At 60.3% G+C, this 22,429-nt stretch carries 25 protein-coding genes; 6 read left to right on the top strand and 19 right to left on the bottom strand.

The genetic code is table 11. The features are described 5' to 3' along the window. Positions 1–60 precede the first annotated feature (60 nt). The 10 genes from ACS5Q0_RS24275 to ACS5Q0_RS24320 form a co-directional block, all read right to left on the bottom strand. On the bottom strand, positions 61–444 hold the full coding sequence (locus tag ACS5Q0_RS24275) for a c-type cytochrome (protein WP_473129223.1): 384 nt from the start codon (positions 442–444) through the stop codon (positions 61–63). Positions 445–477: 33 nt separating this feature from the next. Next, the gene (locus ACS5Q0_RS24280) at positions 478–1,464 is read right to left on the bottom strand and encodes an MBL fold metallo-hydrolase (RefSeq protein WP_473129224.1); all 987 of its coding nucleotides are present in this window, start codon (positions 1,462–1,464) and stop codon (positions 478–480) included. 4 nt (positions 1,465–1,468) lie between these two features. Then, positions 1,469–2,158 (bottom strand): c-type cytochrome, encoded by a 690-nt coding sequence (locus ACS5Q0_RS24285; protein WP_473129225.1) that lies wholly within the window; start codon positions 2,156–2,158, stop codon positions 1,469–1,471. After that, entirely contained in the window at positions 2,142–3,431 is a 1,290-nt protein-coding gene (gene soxC / locus ACS5Q0_RS24290) for a sulfite dehydrogenase (protein ID WP_473129226.1), read from the bottom strand. The genes ACS5Q0_RS24285 and soxC overlap by 17 nt, the downstream gene beginning before the upstream one ends. A gap of 68 nt (positions 3,432–3,499) precedes the next feature. After that, positions 3,500–5,182 (bottom strand): thiosulfohydrolase SoxB, encoded by a 1,683-nt coding sequence (gene soxB, locus ACS5Q0_RS24295; RefSeq protein ID WP_473129227.1) that lies wholly within the window; start codon positions 5,180–5,182, stop codon positions 3,500–3,502. A gap of 26 nt (positions 5,183–5,208) precedes the next feature. Further along, positions 5,209–5,991 carry a sulfur oxidation c-type cytochrome SoxA gene (gene soxA / locus ACS5Q0_RS24300; RefSeq protein WP_473129245.1) on the bottom strand — a complete coding sequence of 261 codons (783 nt, stop codon included), beginning with the start codon at positions 5,989–5,991 and terminating at the stop codon, positions 5,209–5,211. Positions 5,992–6,126: 135 nt separating this feature from the next. Beyond that, entirely contained in the window at positions 6,127–6,462 is a 336-nt protein-coding gene (soxZ, locus tag ACS5Q0_RS24305) for a thiosulfate oxidation carrier complex protein SoxZ (RefSeq protein ID WP_473129228.1), read from the bottom strand. Positions 6,463–6,508: 46 nt separating this feature from the next. Next, positions 6,509–6,964 (bottom strand): thiosulfate oxidation carrier protein SoxY, encoded by a 456-nt coding sequence (gene soxY, locus ACS5Q0_RS24310; RefSeq protein WP_473129229.1) that lies wholly within the window; start codon positions 6,962–6,964, stop codon positions 6,509–6,511. A gap of 56 nt (positions 6,965–7,020) precedes the next feature. Next, positions 7,021–7,530, bottom strand: a complete 510-nt coding sequence (soxX, locus tag ACS5Q0_RS24315) for a sulfur oxidation c-type cytochrome SoxX (protein ID WP_473129246.1) — start codon at positions 7,528–7,530, stop codon at positions 7,021–7,023. A gap of 112 nt (positions 7,531–7,642) precedes the next feature. Further along, positions 7,643–8,215: a thioredoxin family protein gene (locus ACS5Q0_RS24320; RefSeq protein ID WP_473129247.1), complete on the bottom strand. Its 573-nt coding sequence runs from the start codon at positions 8,213–8,215 to the stop codon at positions 7,643–7,645. Between the two features lie 195 nt (positions 8,216–8,410). Here ACS5Q0_RS24320 and ACS5Q0_RS24325 point away from each other — a divergent pair, with 195 nt between their 5' ends. Then, a complete protein-coding gene (locus tag ACS5Q0_RS24325; protein ID WP_473129230.1) occupies positions 8,411–8,995 on the top strand; it encodes a hypothetical protein in 585 nt (194 codons plus the stop codon). A gap of 4 nt (positions 8,996–8,999) precedes the next feature. On the opposite strand, the gene ACS5Q0_RS24330 is transcribed toward ACS5Q0_RS24325, so the two are convergent. Next, positions 9,000–9,737 (bottom strand): cytochrome c biogenesis CcdA family protein, encoded by a 738-nt coding sequence (locus tag ACS5Q0_RS24330; RefSeq protein WP_473129231.1) that lies wholly within the window; start codon positions 9,735–9,737, stop codon positions 9,000–9,002. A 156-nt stretch (positions 9,738–9,893) separates the two neighbouring features. Between ACS5Q0_RS24330 and ACS5Q0_RS24335 the strand changes: the two genes are divergently transcribed. The 3 genes from ACS5Q0_RS24335 to ACS5Q0_RS24345 all read left to right on the top strand — a co-directional run bounded on the left by ACS5Q0_RS24335 (position 9,894) and on the right by ACS5Q0_RS24345 (position 11,636). Next, positions 9,894–10,175, top strand: a complete 282-nt coding sequence (locus tag ACS5Q0_RS24335; RefSeq protein ID WP_473129232.1) for a thioredoxin fold domain-containing protein — start codon at positions 9,894–9,896, stop codon at positions 10,173–10,175. 65 nt (positions 10,176–10,240) lie between these two features. Beyond that, on the top strand, positions 10,241–10,582 hold the full coding sequence (locus tag ACS5Q0_RS24340; protein WP_473129233.1) for an ArsR/SmtB family transcription factor: 342 nt from the start codon (positions 10,241–10,243) through the stop codon (positions 10,580–10,582). A gap of 7 nt (positions 10,583–10,589) precedes the next feature. Then, entirely contained in the window at positions 10,590–11,636 is a 1,047-nt protein-coding gene (locus tag ACS5Q0_RS24345) for a YeeE/YedE family protein (protein ID WP_473129234.1), read from the top strand. Between the two features lie 151 nt (positions 11,637–11,787). Here the strand turns inward: ACS5Q0_RS24345 and ACS5Q0_RS24350 are convergent, their stop codons facing one another. Then, a complete protein-coding gene (locus tag ACS5Q0_RS24350; protein ID WP_473129235.1) occupies positions 11,788–12,438 on the bottom strand; it encodes a TetR/AcrR family transcriptional regulator in 651 nt (216 codons plus the stop codon). Positions 12,439–12,536: 98 nt separating this feature from the next. Between ACS5Q0_RS24350 and ACS5Q0_RS24355 the strand changes: the two genes are divergently transcribed. After that, complete coding sequence (locus ACS5Q0_RS24355) at positions 12,537–13,367, top strand: NIPSNAP family protein (RefSeq protein WP_473129236.1); 831 nt, start codon at positions 12,537–12,539, stop codon at positions 13,365–13,367. Between the two features lie 3 nt (positions 13,368–13,370). On the opposite strand, the gene ACS5Q0_RS24360 is transcribed toward ACS5Q0_RS24355, so the two are convergent. The 7 genes from ACS5Q0_RS24360 to ACS5Q0_RS24390 form a co-directional block, all read right to left on the bottom strand. Then, a complete protein-coding gene (locus tag ACS5Q0_RS24360; RefSeq protein WP_473129237.1) occupies positions 13,371–14,195 on the bottom strand; it encodes a glycerophosphodiester phosphodiesterase family protein in 825 nt (274 codons plus the stop codon). A gap of 45 nt (positions 14,196–14,240) precedes the next feature. Further along, the gene (locus tag ACS5Q0_RS24365) at positions 14,241–15,116 is read right to left on the bottom strand and encodes an ABC transporter permease (protein WP_473129238.1); all 876 of its coding nucleotides are present in this window, start codon (positions 15,114–15,116) and stop codon (positions 14,241–14,243) included. A 12-nt stretch (positions 15,117–15,128) separates the two neighbouring features. Beyond that, the gene (locus ACS5Q0_RS24370) at positions 15,129–16,058 is read right to left on the bottom strand and encodes an ABC transporter permease (protein WP_473129239.1); all 930 of its coding nucleotides are present in this window, start codon (positions 16,056–16,058) and stop codon (positions 15,129–15,131) included. Between the two features lie 23 nt (positions 16,059–16,081). Next, entirely contained in the window at positions 16,082–17,065 is a 984-nt protein-coding gene (locus tag ACS5Q0_RS24375) for an ABC transporter ATP-binding protein (protein WP_473129240.1), read from the bottom strand. Then, positions 17,062–18,060, bottom strand: coding sequence for an ABC transporter ATP-binding protein (locus ACS5Q0_RS24380; RefSeq protein ID WP_473129241.1), 999 nt, complete (start codon positions 18,058–18,060; stop codon positions 17,062–17,064). The genes ACS5Q0_RS24375 and ACS5Q0_RS24380 overlap by 4 nt, the downstream gene beginning before the upstream one ends. Positions 18,061–18,155: 95 nt before the next feature. Beyond that, the gene (locus tag ACS5Q0_RS24385) at positions 18,156–19,784 is read right to left on the bottom strand and encodes an ABC transporter substrate-binding protein (protein ID WP_473129242.1); all 1,629 of its coding nucleotides are present in this window, start codon (positions 19,782–19,784) and stop codon (positions 18,156–18,158) included. A 486-nt stretch (positions 19,785–20,270) separates the two neighbouring features. Continuing rightward, on the bottom strand, positions 20,271–21,395 hold the full coding sequence (locus tag ACS5Q0_RS24390; protein WP_473129243.1) for an AI-2E family transporter: 1,125 nt from the start codon (positions 21,393–21,395) through the stop codon (positions 20,271–20,273). A 414-nt stretch (positions 21,396–21,809) separates the two neighbouring features. On the opposite strand from ACS5Q0_RS24390, the gene ACS5Q0_RS24395 reads away from it, so the two are divergent. Next, the coding region (locus ACS5Q0_RS24395; RefSeq protein ID WP_473129244.1) for a cbb3-type cytochrome c oxidase subunit I at positions 21,810–22,429 on the top strand (620 nt) is incomplete at its 3' end.

Raw genomic sequence — 22,429 nt, forward strand, 5'->3', positions numbered from 1 at the left:
GGAGCTTCTTACCTCCCATAGTAGCGGAGGCGCAGGCAGAGGCTGCATGCATCCGTCGCCTCACATCTTTGTACCCGTGGCATCGAACTGCTTCAGATAGGCGATGAGATCGGTGATTTTCCGCTCGTCCTTGAGACCGGCATAGACCATCTTAGTGCCGGGGGTCTTAGCCTTTGGATCCTTGATGTATTCCGCAAAGGTCGCCTCGTCCCAGGTAAGTCCAGAGTTCTTGTTGGCGGGGGAGTAGTTGTAGCCCTCGACCGTGCCCGCCTTGCGGCCAATCAGGCCATTCAGATGCGGGCCGACCGCGTTCTTCGCCGTAGGACCGACCTGATGACAGGCCCGGCACTGGGCAAACGCTTTTTCGCCGTTAGCGGCATCCTGAGCGTGCGCCGAACCAGCGAGAGCGAGAAGGCAGAGGGCAGAACCGATCATAAGACGCATAGTAGACTCCAGAGTAGATTTTGGGGAAATTGGTTACGCAGGAACAAAGCGGTATGCGCCGCTGTTCCGTTCCACATATCCTCTTCCCGGCCAGGGTAGATGGAACCCGATCAGAGGAAGCCGCTCGCCTGCGAGCTGATCGAGCAGGCGACGGCGGGTTTCCACGCCGAGTTCCTGGTCGAAATCGCTGCCCCATGGCCAATCGGGCCTCGTAAACGACACGATGGAGTGGGTGAGGGCATCTCCACCGATCAGGAGGCGCTCGTTATTGCTCTCAACGAGGATAGCCATGTGACCGGGCGTATGTCCCCTCGTATCGAGATAAGTCAATCCTTGCGCAATCGTATCGCCGGCGTTCCGGCGCTCGATCTTGCCCTCGATCCGCTTGAGAATCCTCTGCGTTCCCCGCGCCATTCCCTGAAGGGCGTCAGGCATCCGCGAGAGCGCGTCGGGATGGGTCCAGAAGTCCCACTCGTCCTTGGAAATGACGTAGCTCGCATTCGGGAAGCGCTCGGAGTCATCCAAGTCGTCGATCACACCCCAGAGGTGATCGGCATGGGCATGGGTGAGCACCACCTTGGTGATCGCCTCGCGGTCGATGCCTGCCGCCTCCATGTTGTCTGCGAGCTTGCCTGCGGTCGCCTGGAAGGTCGATCCGGATCCGGCATCGATAAGGATGAGTTCATCGCCGGACTTCACCAGAGTGACGTTCGTTGGCGATGCGAGTTGGCGGGGTGTCTCCACGCCACCAGCCTTGAAAAGTGCATCGACCTCGCTGCCCGGTGTCCGTGGAAGCTGGAAGGCGACAGGCATTTCGAGGTGCCCGTCGCTGATCACCGTGACTGCAATGTCGCCAACCTGGATCGGGTGAGGAGCCGTGGCCGCTCGCGCGAAGGAGGCCAACGGGAGGGTCATGGCCGCGAGGCCTGCCGAGAGCCCTGCGAGCACGGTTCGCCGTGTCGGTGCTATCGAGGAGACATGGGCTGTCCCCATAAGATCTGTCGTCGTCCGGTCACGCATGATTCTACTCGACCTTTGGGCCTTTACCCTCCTCAGGCGTCACATCGAGGGCCCGCGCGCGTCCGACGACCTTCGCCGGTTCGTTCGCGCAGTTCGACATGCAGGGCTCCTTCTTCCAGAAGGCTTTTTCGCTGGTCTCGCGATCATCGTCGAAGAAGTTCGCTTCGTTCGGCAGCTTCAACGAGGTGAAGTTCTTCTCGTTCAGCTCAAAGTCCTCTTCCTTGATGATGTCGTTGAGATAAAGGACATAGGCCGTGACCGCGTAAAGCTCGTCGTTGGTAAGCGACTGGGCATTGCCGTAGGGCATAGCTCTGCGGACGTAGTCGATCACCGTCGATGCATAGGGCCAGTAGGATCCGATGGACTTAACCGGATCATGGCCGGAGATCGTGCCTTCGCCACCGGACAGAATCGGCCAGCGGCCCGCGCTCTCGCCGAATTCCCCATGGCAGGCCGCGCAGCGTTCGACATAGAGAGCTTCCCCGTCCTTGACAGTGCCCTTACCGACGGGCAGGCCGACGCCGTCAGGGCGCACGTCGATATCCCAGCCAGCGATTTCCTCCGGGGTTGCCGCCCGCCCGATCCCGAGGTCGCGCGGTGCCTGAGAAGCGGGCTTCGTCTGGGCGAATCCCACGGCCGTCATCGCAATGGCCGCAAAGCCGGAAGCCACGAGGACGCTACGAAACCTCGACATTCTCCACCTCCCCACTCGAGCGCACGTGCCAAGTCTGAATGCCGTTGTTGTGATAGATCGAGTTGACCCCGCGTACCTGACGCAGTTCAGCCTTCGTCGGCTGCACATAGCCCGTCTCATCCATGGCGCGGGACTGGAGCAGGAGCTCTCGCCCGTCCCAATCGAACTCGTAGTAGAAACGGGTGAGCGCCTTATCCCAGACAGGCCCGTCCAAACGGGCGGTCTGCCAGTTGCGGCCGCCATCCAGCGAGATGTCGACCCGCTGGACCTTGCCGCGGCCGGACCAGGCAAGGCCTGTGAGAACGGTAAATCCCCGCTTGTGGTTGAGGGGCGCCTGAGGGCTGGGGTTGGTGATCACGGACTTGGCGTCCATCACGTAAGTGAAGCGGCGCGCCTTGCCGCCCTCAAGCAAATCCGTGTATTTCGACGTCTCTTCGCGATGATGCCAGGGCTGATCGCCGACCTCGATGCGGCGGATCCACTTGATCCACATATTGGCTTCCCAGCCGGGCACCACCATGCGGACGGGGTAGCCGTTCTCCGGGCGCAGCATCTCGCCATTCATGCGGTAGGCTACGAGGGTGTCTTCCAGAGCTTTCTGAAGAGGCAGCGAGCGGGTCATCGCCGCCGCGTCGCCGCCTTCCAGGAGAAGCCACTTGGCGTTGGGCTTCACGCCAGCTTGCTCGAGCAGCACCTTCAGAGACACGCCCGTATACATCACCGAGTGGATCATGCCGTGCGTGAACTGGCAGCCGTTGAGCTGAGCTCCGCGCCATTCCATGCCGGAGTTGGCAGCGCACTCGCAGAAATAGGCGCGGTTAACCCGCGGCATGCGTTTGATATCATCGAGCGTGAAGGTCAGCGGCTTGTCGACAAGGCCGTGCAGGATCAGTCGGTAATCGGCCGGATTAACCTCCGCGATGCCGCCGTGGTGGCGCTCGAAGCACAGCCCGTTCGGGGTGATCGGTCCGTCGAGTTCGTGCAGCGGCGTGAAGCTCACCGAGCTCTCGCGGCTGGCGGTAAGCCATTCGACGTCGCGGCGAATGACATTCGCCTCATGCTGCGACGGCTTGCCATAGGCCCGGACGCCCACGCCTTCGCCGAGATAACGCGACCAGTCCGGCACGTTCGGCGGCAGGTTTGCAGGATTGCCGGCGGTCTCAGCCCGTACGGGGAGAGACCCGCCGAGCGCGGCGGCTCCGCCCGCGACGAGGCCGGAACGAAGAAAGGCCCGGCGTGAGGCGAAGCGAGGATCGTTTGGTTTGTCTACCATCTATCTCGTCCGACGTCTGTTCTTATGTGATCAAAAAACATGCAAATATTTGCATATGTTGGTTAAACCTACGCGCCTTGGACCCGAACATGGGTGGCCTCCTGCGGGGCGACCGTTTTACGTTTCTGGATGTGGTTCATGACCACATCCCAGATCGCGGGTCCTTCGGTGCCTTCATTGACGCTGGCCCAGCCAGCGACCGTGTACTCCTTGGCCGCCTCGAGCGGCTGACCCGTGCGCAGGAGCTTCAGGTCGCTGATCCGGCTGCCGATAGGCTTGGTCACATCGATCGTGTAGGAGACGCCGCCGACCCGGACCATATCGCCGCCCTGCTGGTAATAGGGATCAGGGTTGAACAGGTTGTCCGCCACATCCTCAAGGATTTCCTTCAGGCGCGCACCCGTCATCGGCATGCGGTAGGCGGCCGGATAGGTCATTGAGGTGGCGTTGTAGATGTCCTCGCGGGTGATCTCCTGCCCAGGCAGCAGGGATGTTCCCCATCGGAAGCCTGGCGACAGCGCGATCTCCGCATCGCGTTCGGACAGAAGCGCCTCGCAGATCACGTCATCGAGCGTGCCGTTGAAGTTGCCGCGCCGGTAGAGGAGGGTGTCGGTTCGCCCGATGACCTCCCGCAGCATCGCCTCGTGCGGGGCGCGCACTTCGTTGATCTTCGCGGCCATCTCGGCATCGGGCGCAATGACATCGGCGAAGATCGGGATCAGCTTGTAGCGATATCCCTTCACCTCGCCCCCTTGAACATCGAGGTCGAGGCGCGAGACGAATTTGCCGTGGCTGCCGGAGGCTACCAGAAGGGTCTTGCCGACCTTCAGCACATCGGGGAGAGCGTCGTGGGTATGGCCGGTCAGGATGACGTCGATGCCTTTCACGCGGGAGGCAAGCTTCCGGTCGACATCGAAGCCGTTGTGGGAAAGAAGCACGACGAGCTGCGCGCCTTGCTGGCGAGCCTTGTCGACATTGGCCTGGACGTCATCCTCACGGATGCCGAATGACCAATTAGGTATCATCCAGCGCGGATTGGCGATAGGCGTGTAGGGAAAAGCCTGACCCAGGACGGCGATCTTGACGCCGCCACGCTCGATCATCGTCATCGGCTCGAAGGCAGCCTCGTCCCACTCGGTATCCCGGACATTGAGGCCGAGGAAGGGGAAGCCCAGATCCTCGGTAATCTCCTTGACCCGGTCTGCGCCGAGCGTGAACTCCCAGTGCCCCACCATGGCGTCCGGCTTCAAGAGCTTGAAGCAATCCACCATGTCCTGGCCCTTGGAGACCATGGACGTGTAGCTGTTTTGCCAAGTGTCGCCGCCGTCGAGCAGAACGACCCGATCGCCGCGCTCAGCACGTATCGCATTCACGACGGTTGCGATGCGGTCGAGCCCGCCCATCCGGCCATAGGTCTTCGCGAGAGCAGAAAAATCTTCAGAGGTCAGCGCGTAGGCTTGATCCGAGCCAACCGGGATCCCGTAGAGATCCAGGAGAGCTTTGCCGGTCACATGAGGCACAGCCCCCTTCGCGTCGCCCACGCCAAGATTGATCGAGGGCTCGCGAAAGAGAACAGGGACGAGTTGTGCGTGAATGTCGGTGATATGAACCAGCGTCACGTTCCCGACAGGTTCATACGCCAGCAGGTCGGATTGGGTCAGGCGCTGCTGCGCAAAAGCCCGCGTCCACCCACTCGGGATGATGGCTGCCGCGGCGGCTGCGATCTGCAGGAACTCTCGTCTGGACGTCATCACCCCTCCTATTGGCTTCTTGAGATTCAGTTTCGAACCGCAGGCGTTTCGACGGGTAGACCAATGCCGCGCCAGGCCAGATAGAGCTCGAGAGCCAAGAACTCGTCAGAGAGCGGCTTGTAGGGCTCACCGCGAACGTCGAAGATGCAGCCTTCCATGCGCTCATGGAGCGGGATCAGACGCTGGTCACGCAAGCGGTAGACAGGAAAGCCGTTGCTCTGGCCCTGGCTCAGGAAGTCCGCCCTCAGGTATTTGCCGTGGTTCTTTTCGTGACAGCTGGCGCAGGCCAGATCGAGCTGGCCGTTACGGGTGTAGTACAGATCCTTTCCTTTCTCGAACCAAGGCGTCATGGGCCCATCGACCTTAGGCGAGACCGCCATGCCTCGGGATTGGTGCCGCACATAGGCGGTCATATCCGTCAGCTCCTGAGACTTGAACTTCCATGGCTCGGCTTGCATACGCTCCGTGCGGCACATGTTGATCTGCTGCTCGAGATTGACGGGCCTCTTGAGTGTTTCATTCCACTTCGGCATGGCGGCGCCCACTCCCTTCATGCTGACGGAAGCATCCTCGTGACAGCTGGCGCAAGATTTGCCCGCTGTGCCATCCGGCTTCGACCACATCGCTTCCGCGCGCTCGACGGCGAGGAAGCCCGGATTGTTGAAGTCGTCCTCCTGCATCGTCTGGGTTTCTTTGGTGCGGAAATGGATGCCGGAGATGATTTCCTGCAGCGGGTGATCCGAGGTTGGTGGCTTGATGCCCTTTCCTTGCCAGTCCGGGTGCTCGAGCGTGCTCTGGGCCCAGGCCATGCCTGCGACGCCAAAGAGCCCGAAGACCAGGGCGATGAGGGGACGGGTCGCAGATTGCATCTTCATGGATCGTCCTTGTGCGTTTCCTCGGGAAGGACGCCGCTCTTCTCGGCGGCGGCCCTTCATTTTTGCTCGTCAGGTCACCTTGATCTGTTCCGTGGCCTCGATCTTCGTGCCGTCGTCGTCGATCCAGGTAAATTTGAGCGTTCCGGACGTCGCCGGCTTGATCTTGAACTGGAAGTATGGGTTGGCCGACACCGCCGATTCGAGATCGGCGCCGAAAACCACCTCGCCGTCGAGTTCGCAGGTGAACTTGTTGATGATCTTGCGAGGGATGAGGTTACCCTGCGGGTCGCGGCGCTGACCGGATTCCATGATGTGCGAGATCAGGCTCTTGATCTCGATCGTTTCGCCGGCCTTCACCTCTTTCTTATCGAGGCGGATGCGGGGCTTCGGGGTTGTTTCTGCCATGGTCGATAACCTTTAGAGGGAGAAGGAAGGGGCGGCTGTCTCGAGGTTACCCACCGCAGCCGCCGATCGTGACCTTGACCTCCTTGGAAGCCATGTAGACCGAACCGTCGTTCATCTTGGCGATCGCCACGACATTCTGGGTTTCTGCCAGGCGGATGCGCGTGTTGGCTTCAGGAACGGCGGACGGAGAGAAGTGGAACGTGATCACGCCGGCACGGGGATTGCCATCGGCGACGATGAGAACGTCCTTGACGTAGGACTCCTTCGTCATCGGGCTCTCGACCGACACGGTGACCGGGACCGTATTGCCGTTCTCGGCGATTTCGGGAAGCTCCAGCTTCACCTTCGCCTTCTCCGGTGTCTTGCCGTCGGCGAAGGCTTTGATCACATCCTCGGCATCATTCTTGGCCAGCGCAGTGGTCGGGCGCAGGGGCAGGGCCATGGCTGCGAAAGCGCCGGCTCCCAGGCCTAGAGCTTGCCTGCGACTGATTGCGTTGTTCATAGTCTTTGGTCTCCCTTATCCCCGCCAAATGTGCATCTTCCGCACGGGGGCGTTTGTCATTTCAGGGTCCAGAGGTAAGCCACGACATCCTCGACCTGCTGTGCGGTCAGAATGGGCTTGCCTGCGAACTGCTCACGGACACGGTGTAAGCCCTCCGTACGGTGAAAGGCCGGCATCACGGTCTCTTCCGTGAAGACCTTCTTTGGATTCACTATGATCATTCTCAACTTCGCCTCGTCCCAGCGGGAGGCGACGCTATCGAGAGCAGGGCCAATCTCGCCATGGAATTCTTCCGACTGCAGCGACGAGATCTGGTGACAGGCAAGGCAGTTCCCAAGGCGCCGCCCTGCCACCACCTTGAGCCCTTCCTTAGGGTCTCCAGGCTTGCCAGTGAGAGACTTGGGAATGCTCGCAACGCCATCAGCCTCGACGATCTCGTACGAGGCGATTGCTGGCGCGGGCGGTGAGGCTGGCGTCGGTGCCAAGGCCGGAATCGACGGGTTCTGGGCGAAAGCGATACCCGCGTAGGTCACGAAGGCCGCAAAAGCGGCAATGCCTGACTTCATTAACGTTTCCTCGGTGCCGTCTAACGCGGCTTTCTGCACGTCATTCACACATGCGAATTTATGCAAGTGTTCGCCAAGTTGGCGCCTTTGTCAATCGCTGGATTGTGGTTCGCTAATTCGCTGAACGGAGATAGTCCCGCAATGAGCCGCGTTCATAGGCTTTTTCGGCCACGAACGTGAAGAGCTTCAGGAAGTCCTCGGGTTGCAGATAGCCTTGTGCCCGGGCGACTTCCCGGTCGCGCGGCTTCTTATCTGCAAGTCCCGCCGATTGTTCGGGTAGGAACTGGAACGTGGGGGTGAATCGGATCCCGTATTTTTCGGCCATTCGCTTCTCAGAGAGCTTCTCACCGTCAAAATCCGTGACTTCGCGCGAGCCGATGATGTTAAGTTGCAGGATCTCGAAGCGCTCCTTCACGAAAGTCTCGATCTCCGGCTTTGCGAAGTTCACCAGATGAGTTTCTTTGCAATACGGGCAGCCTTTCAGCTCCCACATGACTGCGAGGCGCTTGCCCTTTGCGGCAGCCTCATCAAGGTCGGGCCCGAACTCCAGAAAGCTTTCGAGAAACCAGGTCTGCCGATAGAGCCCGTCTTCGGTCAGGATGGCCTCTGCAGCAGCGTGCCGAGGCAAGGGGCCCCCAAGGGCGGTCATCGCGAGGCCTGCGAGCACGGAGCGGCGAGACAGCATCATGAACCTCCTGATATTCACTTTCCTGCAAGTGTAGGCTCGATTACGCTGGACGGCAATCAAGGGAGGTGACGGATGATGGGGCAGTGGCTCTCGGGTTTTGCGTTGGGTTGGGTCCTTGCCATTGGGCCGGTCTGGGCTTTGGATCAATCTGAAGCTCGTGCCGTCCTGGAGCAGGTCCGGACTCATCGGCGCGTGGCTCTCGGCTATCTCCAGGCAGGGAACGCCGATCTTGCGCTCGTCGAGATGGAACGTCTCAGGGATCTCTTAAAATCTCAGGAAACAGATCAGCCCTGGGCAGAGCCAGCACTGACTACTGCTCTTGCGGGCTCACGGACACAAGTCGAGCAGAGCATCAAGGCCGCGGAGGGCGGAGAACTGGAACAGGCAGGCGGCCTGATGATGGAGTCGAGCAGGAATCTCGATGCGTGGCGTCAGAATGCTGGAATACCTCTGTTCTCAGACTGCATCGCGAGGGCGGGCAGCGCTTACGAAACTCTCGACATTCACCGGAAAGCCCGCCCGGACCTCTCCGATACCAGCGTACGTCGGCAAATCGTCGAGGCGGCTGCCGTGACGGAGCGTGCACTTGCCCAATGCGATGCCGAGGCTCCGCAGGACGTACGCGCCGAGCCAGAGTTCCGGCGGCTCATGGATGGCTTTACAGCGAGCCTGAAGCTAGTGCCCGACGCCGTGGACAAGCAGGACGGAGACTATCTTTATCGTCTGCTGATCGAGCAGCGCGCGTTCGACCGCCTCCTGGCCTTCCGGTTTGGATAGAAGCTCATCCGATAAGACCAAGGATAGGCACATTCTCCAAAAGCCAGCCACCGATCACAGGCATGGCTCCGGTGAAGATCAGAAAGCCCGTCGCAATCAGAGCGCCTCCCATCACCTTCTCGATCGTGCCGAGATGGCGCTTGAAGCCTGAGAGCCAGCGCAGGAACGGACCCGTGAAGAGGGCAGCGACGAGGAACGGGCCACCGATCCCGGCGGCATAGGCCGCCAGAAGGCTAGCGCCATAGCTGACGGAATCGTCAGTACCTGCGATCATCAGAATGGATGCGAGCACCGGACCGACACAAGGCGTCCATCCGAAGGCGAAGGCAAGCCCGACCACAAAGGCGCCAATCAGGCTGGCCGGACGGTTGGAAACAGTGAAGCGGGCCTCCCGCATCAGGAGGAACCAGCGAAAGACGCCAAGCATATGCAGTCCGAGAACGATGATGATCAGACCTGCGATCTGCGACAGCAGCGTTAGATGCTCCGAGACCACCTGTCCCAACGTTGAGGCCCCGGCGCCGAGCGCGATGAAAACCAGCGCAAATCCGATCACAAAGGCGAGGGCGCGAAAGAAGGCTTTGCTTGTGACGGCAGGCGCGGTGCCGTGCCGGGTCAGATCATCGAGTGAAGTGCCTGCGAGAAAGCAAAGATAGGGCGGCACCAGGGGCAGAATGCAGGGTGAGAGAAATGATAGGATGCCCGCGCCGAACGCAGCCAGAAGCCCGACATCCATGCTCATTGAGTCCCCCTTTTAATCATATTCGAATTTTGTTATATATGGAAATGTCAGCATAAGAAAGATCTTGGCGTGACCCGAGCGTTTCCTCTTCTGGTGAGCTTCGCTTTCATTGCGATCGGCCTCGGCATCCCATCGGCATGGGCGGCCGAGCTCGTGATGTTCCGCCGGGCAGGCTGCCCTTATTGCCAGACTTGGGATCGGGTGATTGGTACCGTTTATCCCAAGAGCGATCTCGGACGGCAATTTCCGCTTCGAATGGTCGATCTTGACCGGGACCCGCCGTTGGAGGCAAAACTTGCTCGCGCGGTGCATTTTACCCCCACCTTCGTCCTTATCGAGGAAGGGCGGGAGGTCGGACGCATCGAAGGCTATCCGGGCGAGGACTTCTTCTGGGGCTTATTGGAAAAGCTCGGCCGCAGCCTTCCTTCACCATCCTGATTGACGCTCCGTTCAGTTATCGTGCAGACGATTGGCTGACAGTGCATCTTCAAAAGGTTATCTCCATGACGGCCTCGACTGCCGAGAGGACTGCAGGCAAGGGCACTCAGCTAGGGATTGATGCTCTTCTCGCCAATGCGCGGGAAGCCAGCGAATTCCTGAAGGCGATTTCCCACGAGGCTCGCCTCGTCATTCTGTGCCTGTTGATCGACGGCGAAAAATCTGTGTCGGAACTTGAGCAGGTCCTGAGCCTGCGTCAGCCCGCCGTGTCCCAGCAGCTGGCTCGTTTGCGGGCTGACAACCTCGTGGAAACCCGGCGCGACGGCAAGAACATCTATTATTCCCTTGCCCGACCGGAGGTGATCGACCTCGTTGGCGTCCTCTATCGCACGTTCTGCAAGACATGATGGCCTGATGACGGAGGAACTGGCGCCGCACCTCATACGGGCAGGACTCGCCTTCGCAGCCGGCCTCGTGCTTGGTTGGATCGCACGCCGCAGCCGGTTCTGCACTCTCGGCGCGATCGAGGATGCCGTTTACGCCGGAGACACAAAACGGCTTCGCGCCTGGGGGCTCGCGATAGCCGCTGCCATCATCGGAACCCACCTGCTGGCCTCCTTCACGATCTTCGATCTCTCGAGGGCAATCTATGTCAGTCCGCGCCTCGAATGGGCCGGTGCGATTGTCGGTGGCCTTATGTTCGGCGTCGGCATGGCTCTCGTCGGTACGTGCGGATTCGGCACCCTTCTGAGACTGGGTGGCGGCGATATGAAGGCCCTGATGGCCTTCCTGGTCATCGCGATCTCGTCCTACATGGCGATGCGGGGGCTGACAGGTCTTGTCAGGATCCAGTTGCTCGAGCCGCTTGCCCTCGATCTTTCGCCGAGACGTTCGCAAACCATCGGCAGCCTTATCGGTCTTTCCGGATTGAGCAATGGGATTCTGGTAGCAGCTGTCGCCTTGTCTCTGATCGCGCTTGTCTTCGCGGATCGTAGCTTCCGCCAGTCCCACCGATTGATCGGGGCAGGAGCCATGATTGGTGCTCTGGTCGTTGTTGGCTGGTGGATTTCCGGGGTCGTCGGCCATGATCCCTTCGAGCCTCGGCGGGTAGAGTCCTTCACCTTCGTCGCCCCACTCGGCGAGACGCTCGTTTATGCGATGCTGGCGTCGGGCATGCAGATCGATTTCGCTGTCGGCTCCGTGCTGGGCGTTTTGGCGGGAGCGTTTCTGGCCGCGCGTCTGGCCGGCGAGTTCCATTGGGAAGCACCGGACGATGCTCGCGAGATCAAACGACATCTCCTGGGATCCTTTCTGATGGGCAGTGGAGGCGTTGCAGCTCTCGGCTGCACGATTGGCCAAGGGATCACAGGGGTCTCTACACTCTCGTTGGGTTCGATCCTTGCCGCCGGGTCGATCATTGTGGGAGCCCGTGCCGGTCTGTACTGGCTGGTCGAGCGATAGACGCGACTTCAGAAGACGAAAAAGGACAGGACTTTCACGAGCCGGGCCCGCATGACCGTCGGAGGGCCGGACTGCATCCGCTGCTTCCTGCCGCGCAACCCCATAGCTCCGGAGACAGGTCGCAGAATGGCTTCCGTCGCCTGGAGGCGGCTCAATCCAGGGGAAGCGTCTTGGTGTACGGCGATGTCTGCTCTCGGATCATCGATATTAACTGATCGGCACAGATCTTGAGAGGATCCGCGCACTGGCAGGCTTTCGCCATCGCCATCGCGCCGGAATAGGCTGCGACAACCAGCGTCGCCACTGCCTCAGGGTCAAGGTCCCGAACGGCGCCCGCCCGCATGTCTGCCCGGAACTTGTCCGCGATGGCGCTGCGCCAGCGCAGAAAGATCGCATCAACCGCGACCTGGAAGTCTTCGTCCTGGCGGGACAGTTCCAGCGCGAGATTGTTCAGCGGACAGCCAGACACCGCTCGATTCCGCTCCAGTTCCGCCGCGATGCCGGCGAATACCGCCTGGATGCCCTCCACTGCGGTAGGGGCACATGCAACCGGCCCGATCCAGGTCTCCTCGACGGCGTCCGCCACACGGTCCTGGATCACCGCAAGCCCAAGCGCCTTCTTGGACGGGAAGTGATGCGAAAGGGCTCCGCCCGTGGCTCCTGTCTCGCGCCTGAGGTCATGCAGGGCAGTGGAATGGTAGCCGCGGGTCGAAAAGGCTGCATAGGCTGCATCCACGAGACGCTGCCGCAGACCTTCTGGATCGTTCGTCCGACGATGCGATGAGACAGCTCGTTCCGCCATAGGGTTCTCCTTGCCGCCAATCATAGCAGCTTGACAAAACCGGACAACCGTCCTGTAATTCAAAACAGGACAATCATCCGGTTTGATCGGGAATATACATGACGTCATCCACGAGCCTCGCCCAGGAGAGCAACTCCGTTCCGCAGGAGATCGGGGCTGCGCCCAGCGCAATCGTCGAATTGCGGCGGTATCGTCTGCGCCCCGGAGCCCGGGAGATGCTGATCGACCTGTTCGACCGCGAGTTCATTGAGGCGCAGGAAGCACAGGGCATGAGCGTGATCGGTCAGTTTCGCGACCTCGACGATCCTAATACCTTCGTGTGGCTGAGAGGCTTTCGCGACATGCCCTCACGCGCAGCGGCGCTGAACGCGTTCTACACCGGTCCGATCTGGGACGCCCACCGGGACCAGGCGAACGGCACGATGATCAATTCGGATAACGTCCTGCTCCTTCGTCCCGCGTCCCCCGGCGCCGGCTTTGCCCCTCTGCATGTTCTGCGTCCTGCGCCTGGCGCAATCGACATGGCGCGCGGGCTTGTGGTTGCGACGGTTTGTTATCTCGCACCGCGCACGGAGGACGAGTTCGCCCGATTCTTCGAAGCGCAGGTCAGGCCCCATCTCGAGCAGGCCTCGGCCAAAGTTCTGGCCACCCTGGTAACCGAGCGTAGTCCGAATACTTTCCCCCGCCTCCCTGTCCGTGAAGGGGAAAACGTCTTCGTCTGGCTCTCCGCTTTTCCCAACTTGGCGGCGTACGAGACACACTGTGCCGACCTCGCGCGATCCGAGACCTGGAGCAGGCAAGTCGTCTCAGAAATGGAGCAGAGGACGTGGCGGCAGAATGAGGTGTCACGACTGACGCCTACCGCACGCTCATTGCTGCCGTGGCGCATTGTGGTAGGCGGCAGCTGCGAGGCCGGGCCCGGTCGATGAGACTCAGTGGGGTTCGGCAGCGTTTGTTCCCGAGCCCGGACGGATGCTCGTGATCACGCCTGTGTCACTTAGTATGGGCTCCGCCAAGGCAGTCTGCAATCTGAGAGCCAGATCAGGGCTATCCGTCGTCAGATAGCCGAGGCCTTTGCCAAGCCAATGCTGCATTTGCTGCTCGTCATTAATAGTCCAGACGCACAGTTTCTCCTTGGGATGGATGGCAATGATCCGGCTCCATTCAGCCGCCAGCAACGCGTGATGAACGGCGATAATGTCGACCAGTTGCTTCGCCTTAGCCAAGAAGGCCTCCATCCCGCCTGCCCTGGCGACCCAATTAGAATTGACTGACACGAGCCGCCTGATCTCGGGAGCCTCCTGGCGGCAGGTTTCCAGAACCGTCATATCGAAACAGGTCAACCAAGCGCGATCCGCAAGATCGTAGCGGCGGAGCATGTCCGCAGCCATCCTGGCAAGGCCGGGGTAAGGTTGCCCATTCTCGTCGTGCTTGATTTCGACGTGCAGTTGCACGTCGTGGTCGGTAAGAGTCTCAAGCACTTCTTCAAGAGATGGAACATGATCTTCGGTCAGACCTTCAGGGCCTCTGAGGCGTACCGTCCGGCGCTCATCGGAGCCCAAGGTCCTGACAGGGCCGCTCCGATCGGTCGTCCGGTCCAGCGTGGCGTCATGAATGACCATGATTTCGCCTACATCACTGAGATGCAGATCCAGTTCTACTGCCTTCACGCCGAGTTCCAAGACGTTGCGGAAACCGCTGAGAGAGTTCTCCGCCCATATATTCCGTGCACCACGATGGCCGATAATCATTGTCATCGTTCAGGATTCCTTCTGAAGAGCTCGATTGTCGCCCAAGGGAGTTCAGCGTACAGTTGGATCGAGCTTGTCGCGCAGCCAATCCCCTGCCAGGGAAATCGAAAGCGTTGTGACCATGATGACGAATGCCGGGGCCAGCATGATCCATGGCGCCCGCGTGAGATACTCGCGCCCGAAGCCGACCATATTGCCCAGTGATGTCTCCGGCGGTTGAACACCGAGGCCCAGGAAGGAAAGGCCGCTCTCCATGAGGATGATCTCTGGAAAGGTCAGGGTCGTCGAGACGATCAGGGTCGAAGCCACGTTCGGCAGGATGTGCTTGAGATAAACCCGTGCTGGCGTGGCGCCGAGTTGAACGACTGCTGCGGCATAACCTTGGGCACCTGCCGAGATCGCAAGGCCACGCGCGATGCGGGCATAACGTTCCCATCCATAAAAGCCCATCAGGCAGACCAGGAGCGTCATCGACGATCCGAAGAAGGCCAACACGGAAAGGGATAAAATCATGAATGGCAGGGCTGCCTGAAAATCCGCCAATGTCAGAACGACATTCTCTACCATTCCGCGGAAGCGCGAGGCCAAGAAGCCCAAAGCCGTGCCGAACACAGCTGACAACAGCGTAGCCCCAAAGGCAATAATGAGCGAAACCCGAATAGATTGCAGCAGACGGGAGAGAACATCCCGCCCGAGTTCATCCGTTCCGAGCCAATGCCCCGGCGTCCCTGGAGCGGCGAGGCGGGCGGAGAGATCCATCTTCGTGATGGGGTAAGGTCGGAGCCAGTCGGCGAAGAGCGCTATGAGAACCATCAGAGCGAGCCAGAGAAGGCCGCAGATAACCAGAAACGGAATTTTGCTGCGAATGCGGCGCAGCAATCCTGGGCCGACGGCACTCTTTGGAACATCTGCGACGAAGTCGGTCATGGTCGCATCTCCTTAATGTGCGCCCGATTTGCCGCGCAGGCGAGGATCCAGCCAGCCATAAAGAATATCCACTGCGAGGTTCGCTAGGACCATCGTTCCGGCAATCAGAAGAAGAAGGCATTGCACGACGGCGAGGTCCCGGTTGGAGACCGATACGACCAGCAATCGTCCAACGCCGGGCCACGCAAAGATCGTCTCGACGAGCACCGCCCCTGCGATTAACGACCCGATCATAAAGCCGATGATGGTGATGATCGGCACTGACGCGTTGGGAAGGGCATGTTTCCAAACCACATCCCGCCAGTTGACGCCTTTGGCGGAAGCGGTCCGGATATAGGGTTGGCCCAGAACCTCGATCATGGCGGACCGGGTGAACCGCGCCAGAATGCCGATGCCGCCGATGCTCATGGTCAAGATCGGCAGGATTCCGTGAGCCCAGCTGTCCTGTCCGCCGGAGGGCAGCCAGCCGAGCGTCACTGAGAAGATCAGAACGAGCAGCAATCCGATGACGAAGGACGGCATGGTGAAGCCGAATACGGCCAGTATAATCACGCCACGATCGGCAATGCTTTGTCTGTGAAGCGCTGCATAAACCCCGGTTGGAATGCCGATGCCGATCTTCAGGATCAGGGCTGGAATCGTCAGCTGCAGAGTTGTCGGGATGCGGTCCAGAACGAGTTGCAACGCAGGCGACTTGTCACGCATCGAGACACCGAAATCGAGCGACAAGAGCGATCTCAGATAGGCCCAATACTGCACGATGATGGGATCATTCAATCCCCAACGCTCTCGAAAAGCATCGATAGCCTCCTGAGGAGCGTCGGGCCCGAGCAGGATCTGAGCCGGATCGCCGGACAGACGCAGTACGCAAAAGGCAAAGGTCATGACCAGAAGCACGGTTATCGATGCGCGCAACAATCGGGAGAGAACGAGGGAAAGCATGAGACAAGGTCCTCAGGCGAAACTCACGCCACACGTGGAACCGCAGACGAGTTGAGGAGATGGCAGGCTGCAGTACGCTCGCCCTCAACTGCTCGAAGCGCGGGAACGATGCTCCGGCAGGAAGGCTGTGTCATGGGGCAGCGCGGGTGAAATGCGCAACCGGTGGGCCGCTTGGCCGGATTGGGCGACTCGCCCTGCAGGATGATGCGGCTTTCGAGTTTCCGTCCGGGAGACGGCACCGAGGAAACCAGCGCCCGCGTATAGGGATGCAGCGGGTCGGCAAAGATCGCATCGGAGGAGGCCTCTTCCACAATGCGCCCCAGATACATCACGGCCACGCGGTCCGCGATGTTCCGCACAACCTTCAGGTCGTGGCTGATGAACACCATCGCAATGCCGTGCTTCTCCTGCAGATCGCGCAGAAGATTCAATACCTGCGCCTGAATTGAAACGTCGAGAGCTGAGACCGGCTCGTCACACACAAGTAATTTCGGCTTAGTTGCAAGAGCGCGAGCGATGATGACGCGTTGGCGCTGGCCGCCTGAAAGCTCATGAGGATAGCGCGCTGCCTGATCTCGCCGGAGGCCAACAGCAGCCATCAGCTCCGAAATACGCTCCTTCATTTCGGCTTTGGCTGCAAGGCCATGAATCACCAGAGGCTCACCAATCTGCTCGGCGATAGGCAAGCGACGGTCGAGAGCAGCCAACGGGTCTTGAAACACCAATTGCATTTGCGCGCGAAGCCTGCGCCATGCGGGCGTTCCCAGGGCAGGCAAAGGCTTTCCATCGAACAAAATATGACCGTCGGTCGTAGGATCAATTCCCAGGAGCATTCGGCCGAGAGTGGATTTCCCCGAGCCGCTTTCTCCAACGATTCCTAGCGTTTCGCCTGCCGAAACCATCAGGCTGATGCCGTCGACGGCGCGCACGGGCGTCGATCTCGCCCAAAGTCCACGCTGGGTCTCATAGACCCGTACGAGATTCTCCGCTTGCAAAAGTGCGGTCATGCCGCGAAGCTCTCACGGAGATGGAGCACCTGGAGGCACTGGCCTTTCTCGGGCACCGGATGGAAACAGGCCAGCTGGCGGTCATCTCGTTGAGATTGAGGCATGGGCAGATTGTTTCGACAGGAATCGGTGACCCGAGGGCAGCGGGGCGAGAAGGCACAACCCTGAGGCAAACACTTCGGATCCGGTACGGTGCCCTGGATCGGGATGAGCCTTTCGCGGCCGCCATCAAGCCTGGGAATGGCATCGAACAACCCACGCGTATAGGGATGGCGCGGATTGTCGAAGAGGGCTTCGATGGGTCCCTCCTCGACGATGCGGCCGGCATACATGACGCAGATTCGCTCGCAAACCTGACTGACGGCACCGAGGTCATGGGAGATGAACACCATGGCCATCCCGGTTTCGGCCCTGACAGTGCTTAAGAGGTCAAGAATCTGCGCCTGAATGGTGGCGTCCAACGCGGTCGTCGGCTCGTCGGCAATCAACAGGTCCGGCTCGCCCGCGAGCGCCATGGCAATCATCAGGCGCTGACACTGTCCGCCTGAGAATTCATGCGGAAAGGTATCGAACCGGCCTTGAGCATCGGGAATGCCCACCATATCCATTAAGCGGATCGCTTCGCTGCGAACGGCGCCCCCCTCAAGCTTGCGGTGAATGCGCAGCGCCTCGGCGATCTGGCGTCCCACGCGGACGACAGGATTCAACGAAGAGGAAGGATCCTGAAAGATCATGGCGATGCGCCCTCCTCGAACGGCCTCCAGCGTCGAGCGGGGGGATGCGCAAAGCTCCTGCCCATCAATCTTCACCGAGCCGGTCACGTGGGCTTTGCCCGGCAGCAATCCGAGGGTCGCGAGCCAGGTCACGGATTTTCCGCATCCGGATTCTCCGACCAGTCCGACAGCTTCTCCCTTTGCGACATCAAGATCGATGCCGTGGAGGACTTGAGTGCCATCAAAGGCGACGCGTAAGTCACGAATCTCGATGAAGGACATGGCAGACTTCCTGTTGATGAGCCGCATGACCCGATGCGGCTCAGGATTCACACAGCAAAGCGACGTGAACTTGGCCCCGGCAGAGGTCAGTCAACTCAGTGGGACCAGTTCCCATGGCGGAAATCCATTGCGAAGGCCGGAGCAGCCTTCCACCTGAGGGACGATTTCACGCCCGTGAACACCGCGTTCTGATGGATGATCTGATAGGCAGGATCCTCGCGCTCGCAGATCTCCAGCATACGGGCGAAGGCCTTCTTACGAGCTGCACGATCCGTCGATTTCTGGATGATTTCAGCCATCTTATTGGCCTCTTCGTTGGTCCAGTCCTTCTTCTGCTGAACCTCGCCGTTCGGTCCGAACTGATTAACGATGGTTGCGACAGGATCATTGAAGGCCGCGCCGGCCGACCAGTCACGCACGCCACGCGGCGCAGACGCATCGTGGATCTGTGCCCAGTTTTCCTTCATCTGAATTTCAACGTTCAGGCCAACCTGCTTCCACATCTCAACCATGATCTGCGCATTAGGAACCTGGTTGGTGTAGTAGTTGTTCAGCACACGGAAGGGAATAGGATCGCCCTTGTAGCCGGCTTCTTTCAGTAGAGTCTGTGCGAGCTTCGGATCATGGGCCGGCACGTCCCAGCCATTGATGAACATGTCGCCGTAGAACTCGAACTGAAGTCCCTTCGGTATATTGGTCTTTCCGGCCCATAGCGCTTCGACGATCGCCTGACGGTCGACCGCGTGGGTCATGGCGCGACGGACCAGCGGATTTTCCAGGACGGGATGGTACTTGTTAAAGGTCGAGATGCGGTGGTTCAGGATAGGAGAGCCCTGCACTTCGAAACCCTTGGCTTTCTCCACAGCTCCGACTTGATCTGGCGGAAGGTCACAGGCGAAATCGTACTCACCCGAGAGCAGGCCATTGACGCGCGAGGACACTTCCGGAACTTCGACGAAGCGAATCTGCTGCAGCGGCGGACGGCCGCCCCAGTAATCGTCATGCGCTTCCAGCACGAGCGAAACGTCGGGCTTGTACTCGACGACTTTGTAGGGACCGGTGGTAATAGGTTTGCGCGCCCATTCGGTATAGGACTTGGCATCGTTCCACGCGCGGCGGCTGGCGATCTGGCTGCCGAAGGCGAACAGGCGACCTTCGAGCGTCACGTCGGGTGATGCATTGTGGAACCGAACCGTGTACTTATCGACGGCTTCGACGCCGCGCAGAGCAGGCCATATGCGGCGGGCAACACCGGGAACGGAGGCGGGAAGCTCCTTATCGGTCTTCGGCTTGTAGTTGTCCTCATAAATGGTCTTGCCGCCGTCGGGCTGCGTGTCCGCGAACATCCGCTCCGCGGAGAGGGAAAACACCACGTCATCGGCCGTCATCTCGTCGCCGTTGTGGAACCTGACGCCCTGGCGCAACTTGAGCTCGACGGTCTTGTCGTCGATACGCTTCCATTCTGTGGCAAGCCCAGGAACCGGGCCCTGATTACCCATCCAGTTCCGCAGGATTAATCCCTCCCAGAGATTTGGGAAGAACACGCGTTCACCGACGTTGGACTGTTCGTACCAGACGTCGAGGGTGCCGTTGATGGTGATCTTCTGCACTGCAATGGTGATTGAAGGACGTGCGCTCTGCCCAATGGCAAAGCGAGGCAGGATCAGGGTGCTACCGGTTGCACCGAGAATTCCAAGCGCCTGACGGCGGTTCATCTTCAACATTCAATCCCCCTTGGCTAAGCGGTAAAGCACGTGTTCGCCGTACGTCTGTCGGTTTGAAACGACGCCGCCCAGTTGCGATGAGTCAGGCGATACTGGGAATGTGCAAAGGTTGGATGATGGTTTCGTGATGGTTTCATGACGCCCGCGCCTCATGCTGCGGCTCTATTCTGAGGGAGGCGCCGGTGCCGTGGTCGAAGCGGTCTATCAGCTCCTCTGCGGTATTCTCACCGCAGGCGCTGACGTTATTGTGCTCGCCTGTAGGTGATGTCGCGGTAACTTTTGGTCAGAGGCTCGTGTTTTAAAATCTGCGGCATGAATAAGCCTGTGAGCTATGAGCGCCACTGGTTTCGGATTCAGCTCATATCCATGCGGTCTGGTTGTACTTCAAGTTTCCTTAGAGCCCACGCTTTGTCGAGGAGATGCTGCTCGAACGCAGCATCGTCGTATCGAGGAGCTCAAGCGCACCATTACCCACCCGTTCGGTACCTATTCGGTTCGAAGCCGAACCCGAAAGAAGTCGAAGATCACCCGGAGCGTGGCGAGGGTGGGCACGGCAAGTAGCACGCCCGTGATCCCGGCTAACGATCCGCCGGCCAAGACGCCGAGAAACACCAGGACTGCCGGCACCTTGATGGTCTGGGCCTGAATGCGGGGCGTCAGCACATTGCCCTCCAGCTGTTGGATGGCCAGGAACAGAATGGCCGTGAGCACTGCCGTGGTGGACGAGAGCGAGAACGCAACCAGCAGGGCCGGGACAGCTCCAAGCCAAGCGCCCAAATAAGGGACGACCGCCGTGATCGAAACCCAGGCGCCGAGCGCGAGTGCGTAGGGTACGCCAAGCAGGAAAAGCCCGATTGCCGAGAGGATGCCTTGGATCGCCAGCACCAGCCCCAGTCCGCCGAGATAGCGCGACAAGGCATGGCCGAGCGCATCCCAGAACGCCAGGGCGTCATGCCGGTAGTGCCCTGGCACGCTGGTGAGATACGCCGCCTTGAACGAGCGCACATTCGCCAACAGCGAGGCGGCCACGAAGACTATGGCGAACAGGGTGAGCGCCCAGCTGAAGGTGCCGAAGAGAATGCCCAGCGTGTGGCCGAGCACATTGTTGCTGATCACCCCGAGGCTGTTCCGGAGGTCCCCGGTCAGACGGGCCGCCACAGCCTCCGGTGTATCCGGCAGAAGATCCCGGGAAGCCAGGATCCACAGCGCCCGGACCAGATACTGCTCCAGGTTCTGCACGAGATCCGGCAAGGCGGTGACGAGGGCACCCGCCTGGGACACGATCAGGGGCAGAAGGATGTAAGCCACCAGGAGCAGCACGGCCAGCAGGATCAGGAATGATAGAAGGATGGCAAGGCCGCGCGGGACGATCTGCGCCAACAGGTGAACTGGGAAGGACAGCACCAGGGCTACGCCGAAGCCGGCGAGCGCCACCGCCGGCACGATGGGCACCGTCCACAGGATCAGGACCAGAATGCCCACCAAGGCGAGCAGGATCAGCCGCCACGTGGTGATGGTGATCCGGATTGGCGTCGGCTTGCGGATCGCCCGCCGGGCGACCCGCCGGTCGGGGAGGCGAATGGGCTCGTGATGCGGGTCCTTCAGCTCCATTGTCCGCTCGTCACCCCGGCGTAGCATTTATCCGGCTGGCAACCAGTCTCTCTTGAAACTGCGGTTTTATTTCGCCAGCGCCAGCAAGGCATCCCGAATGCTTAACGGGGGCTCGGGCAATTTCAGCAGAGTGTCTCGCGCACCTTGAATTGGGTCTGGACGGTCGACGGACCGAGTGCTCGTCGGAACGGGTAGGCCCAGATAGGATAGGGTTCCTGAGGCTCATGGCCGGTCGGGCATTCCCCTTTCGAGACATGCCTACGCAGTTTTTCTGAGTTGCCTTCTCGCTCCGCTGTCATAACCTGGGCAATCTGCCGATCCTGTCGGTAGAAACAAAACGAAGAGGCGCCCTTGCAGCAAGACTGAGGGGCGAAGCATCTCACATGCGGCTTCGGGGGCGTCAGGAGCTTCATCATGGCTCATACGGCGCATGCCGGTTCCCCTGACCACGGCGACTATCCGACGTTCTGGCGGCGCTGGTTCTACTCCACGAACCACAAGGACATCGGCACCCTCTACCTCATCTTCGGCTTCACGGCGGGCATCGTCGGCGGCCTTCTGTCGATTGCCATGCGCCTGGAACTCCAGGAGCCCGGCCTGCAGTTCTTCTCCAATCCGCAGGCGTTCAACGTCTTCGTGACCGGCCACGGCCTCATCATGGTGTTCTTCGTCATCATGCCCACGCTCATCGGCGGCTTCGGCAACTGGTTCGTGCCGCTCATGATCGGCGCGCCCGACATGGCCTTCCCGCGGATGAACAACATCTCCTTCTGGCTCATCGTTGCCGCCTTCTGCCTGATGATCCTGTCCCTGTTTTCGGAGGGTGCTCCGGGCTCGCTCGGCTTCGGCGGCGGCTGGACCGCTTATCCGCCGCTCTCGACCATGGGCCATCCCGGCCCGGCGTTCGACTTCGGCATCCTGGCCCTGCACCTCGCCGGCGCATCCTCGATCCTGGGCGCGATCAACTTCATCACCACGATCCTCAACATGCGCGCTCCGGGCATGACGCTGCACAAGATGCCGCTCTTCGCCTG

This window comes from Microvirga sp. HS2 (assembly GCF_055792805.1).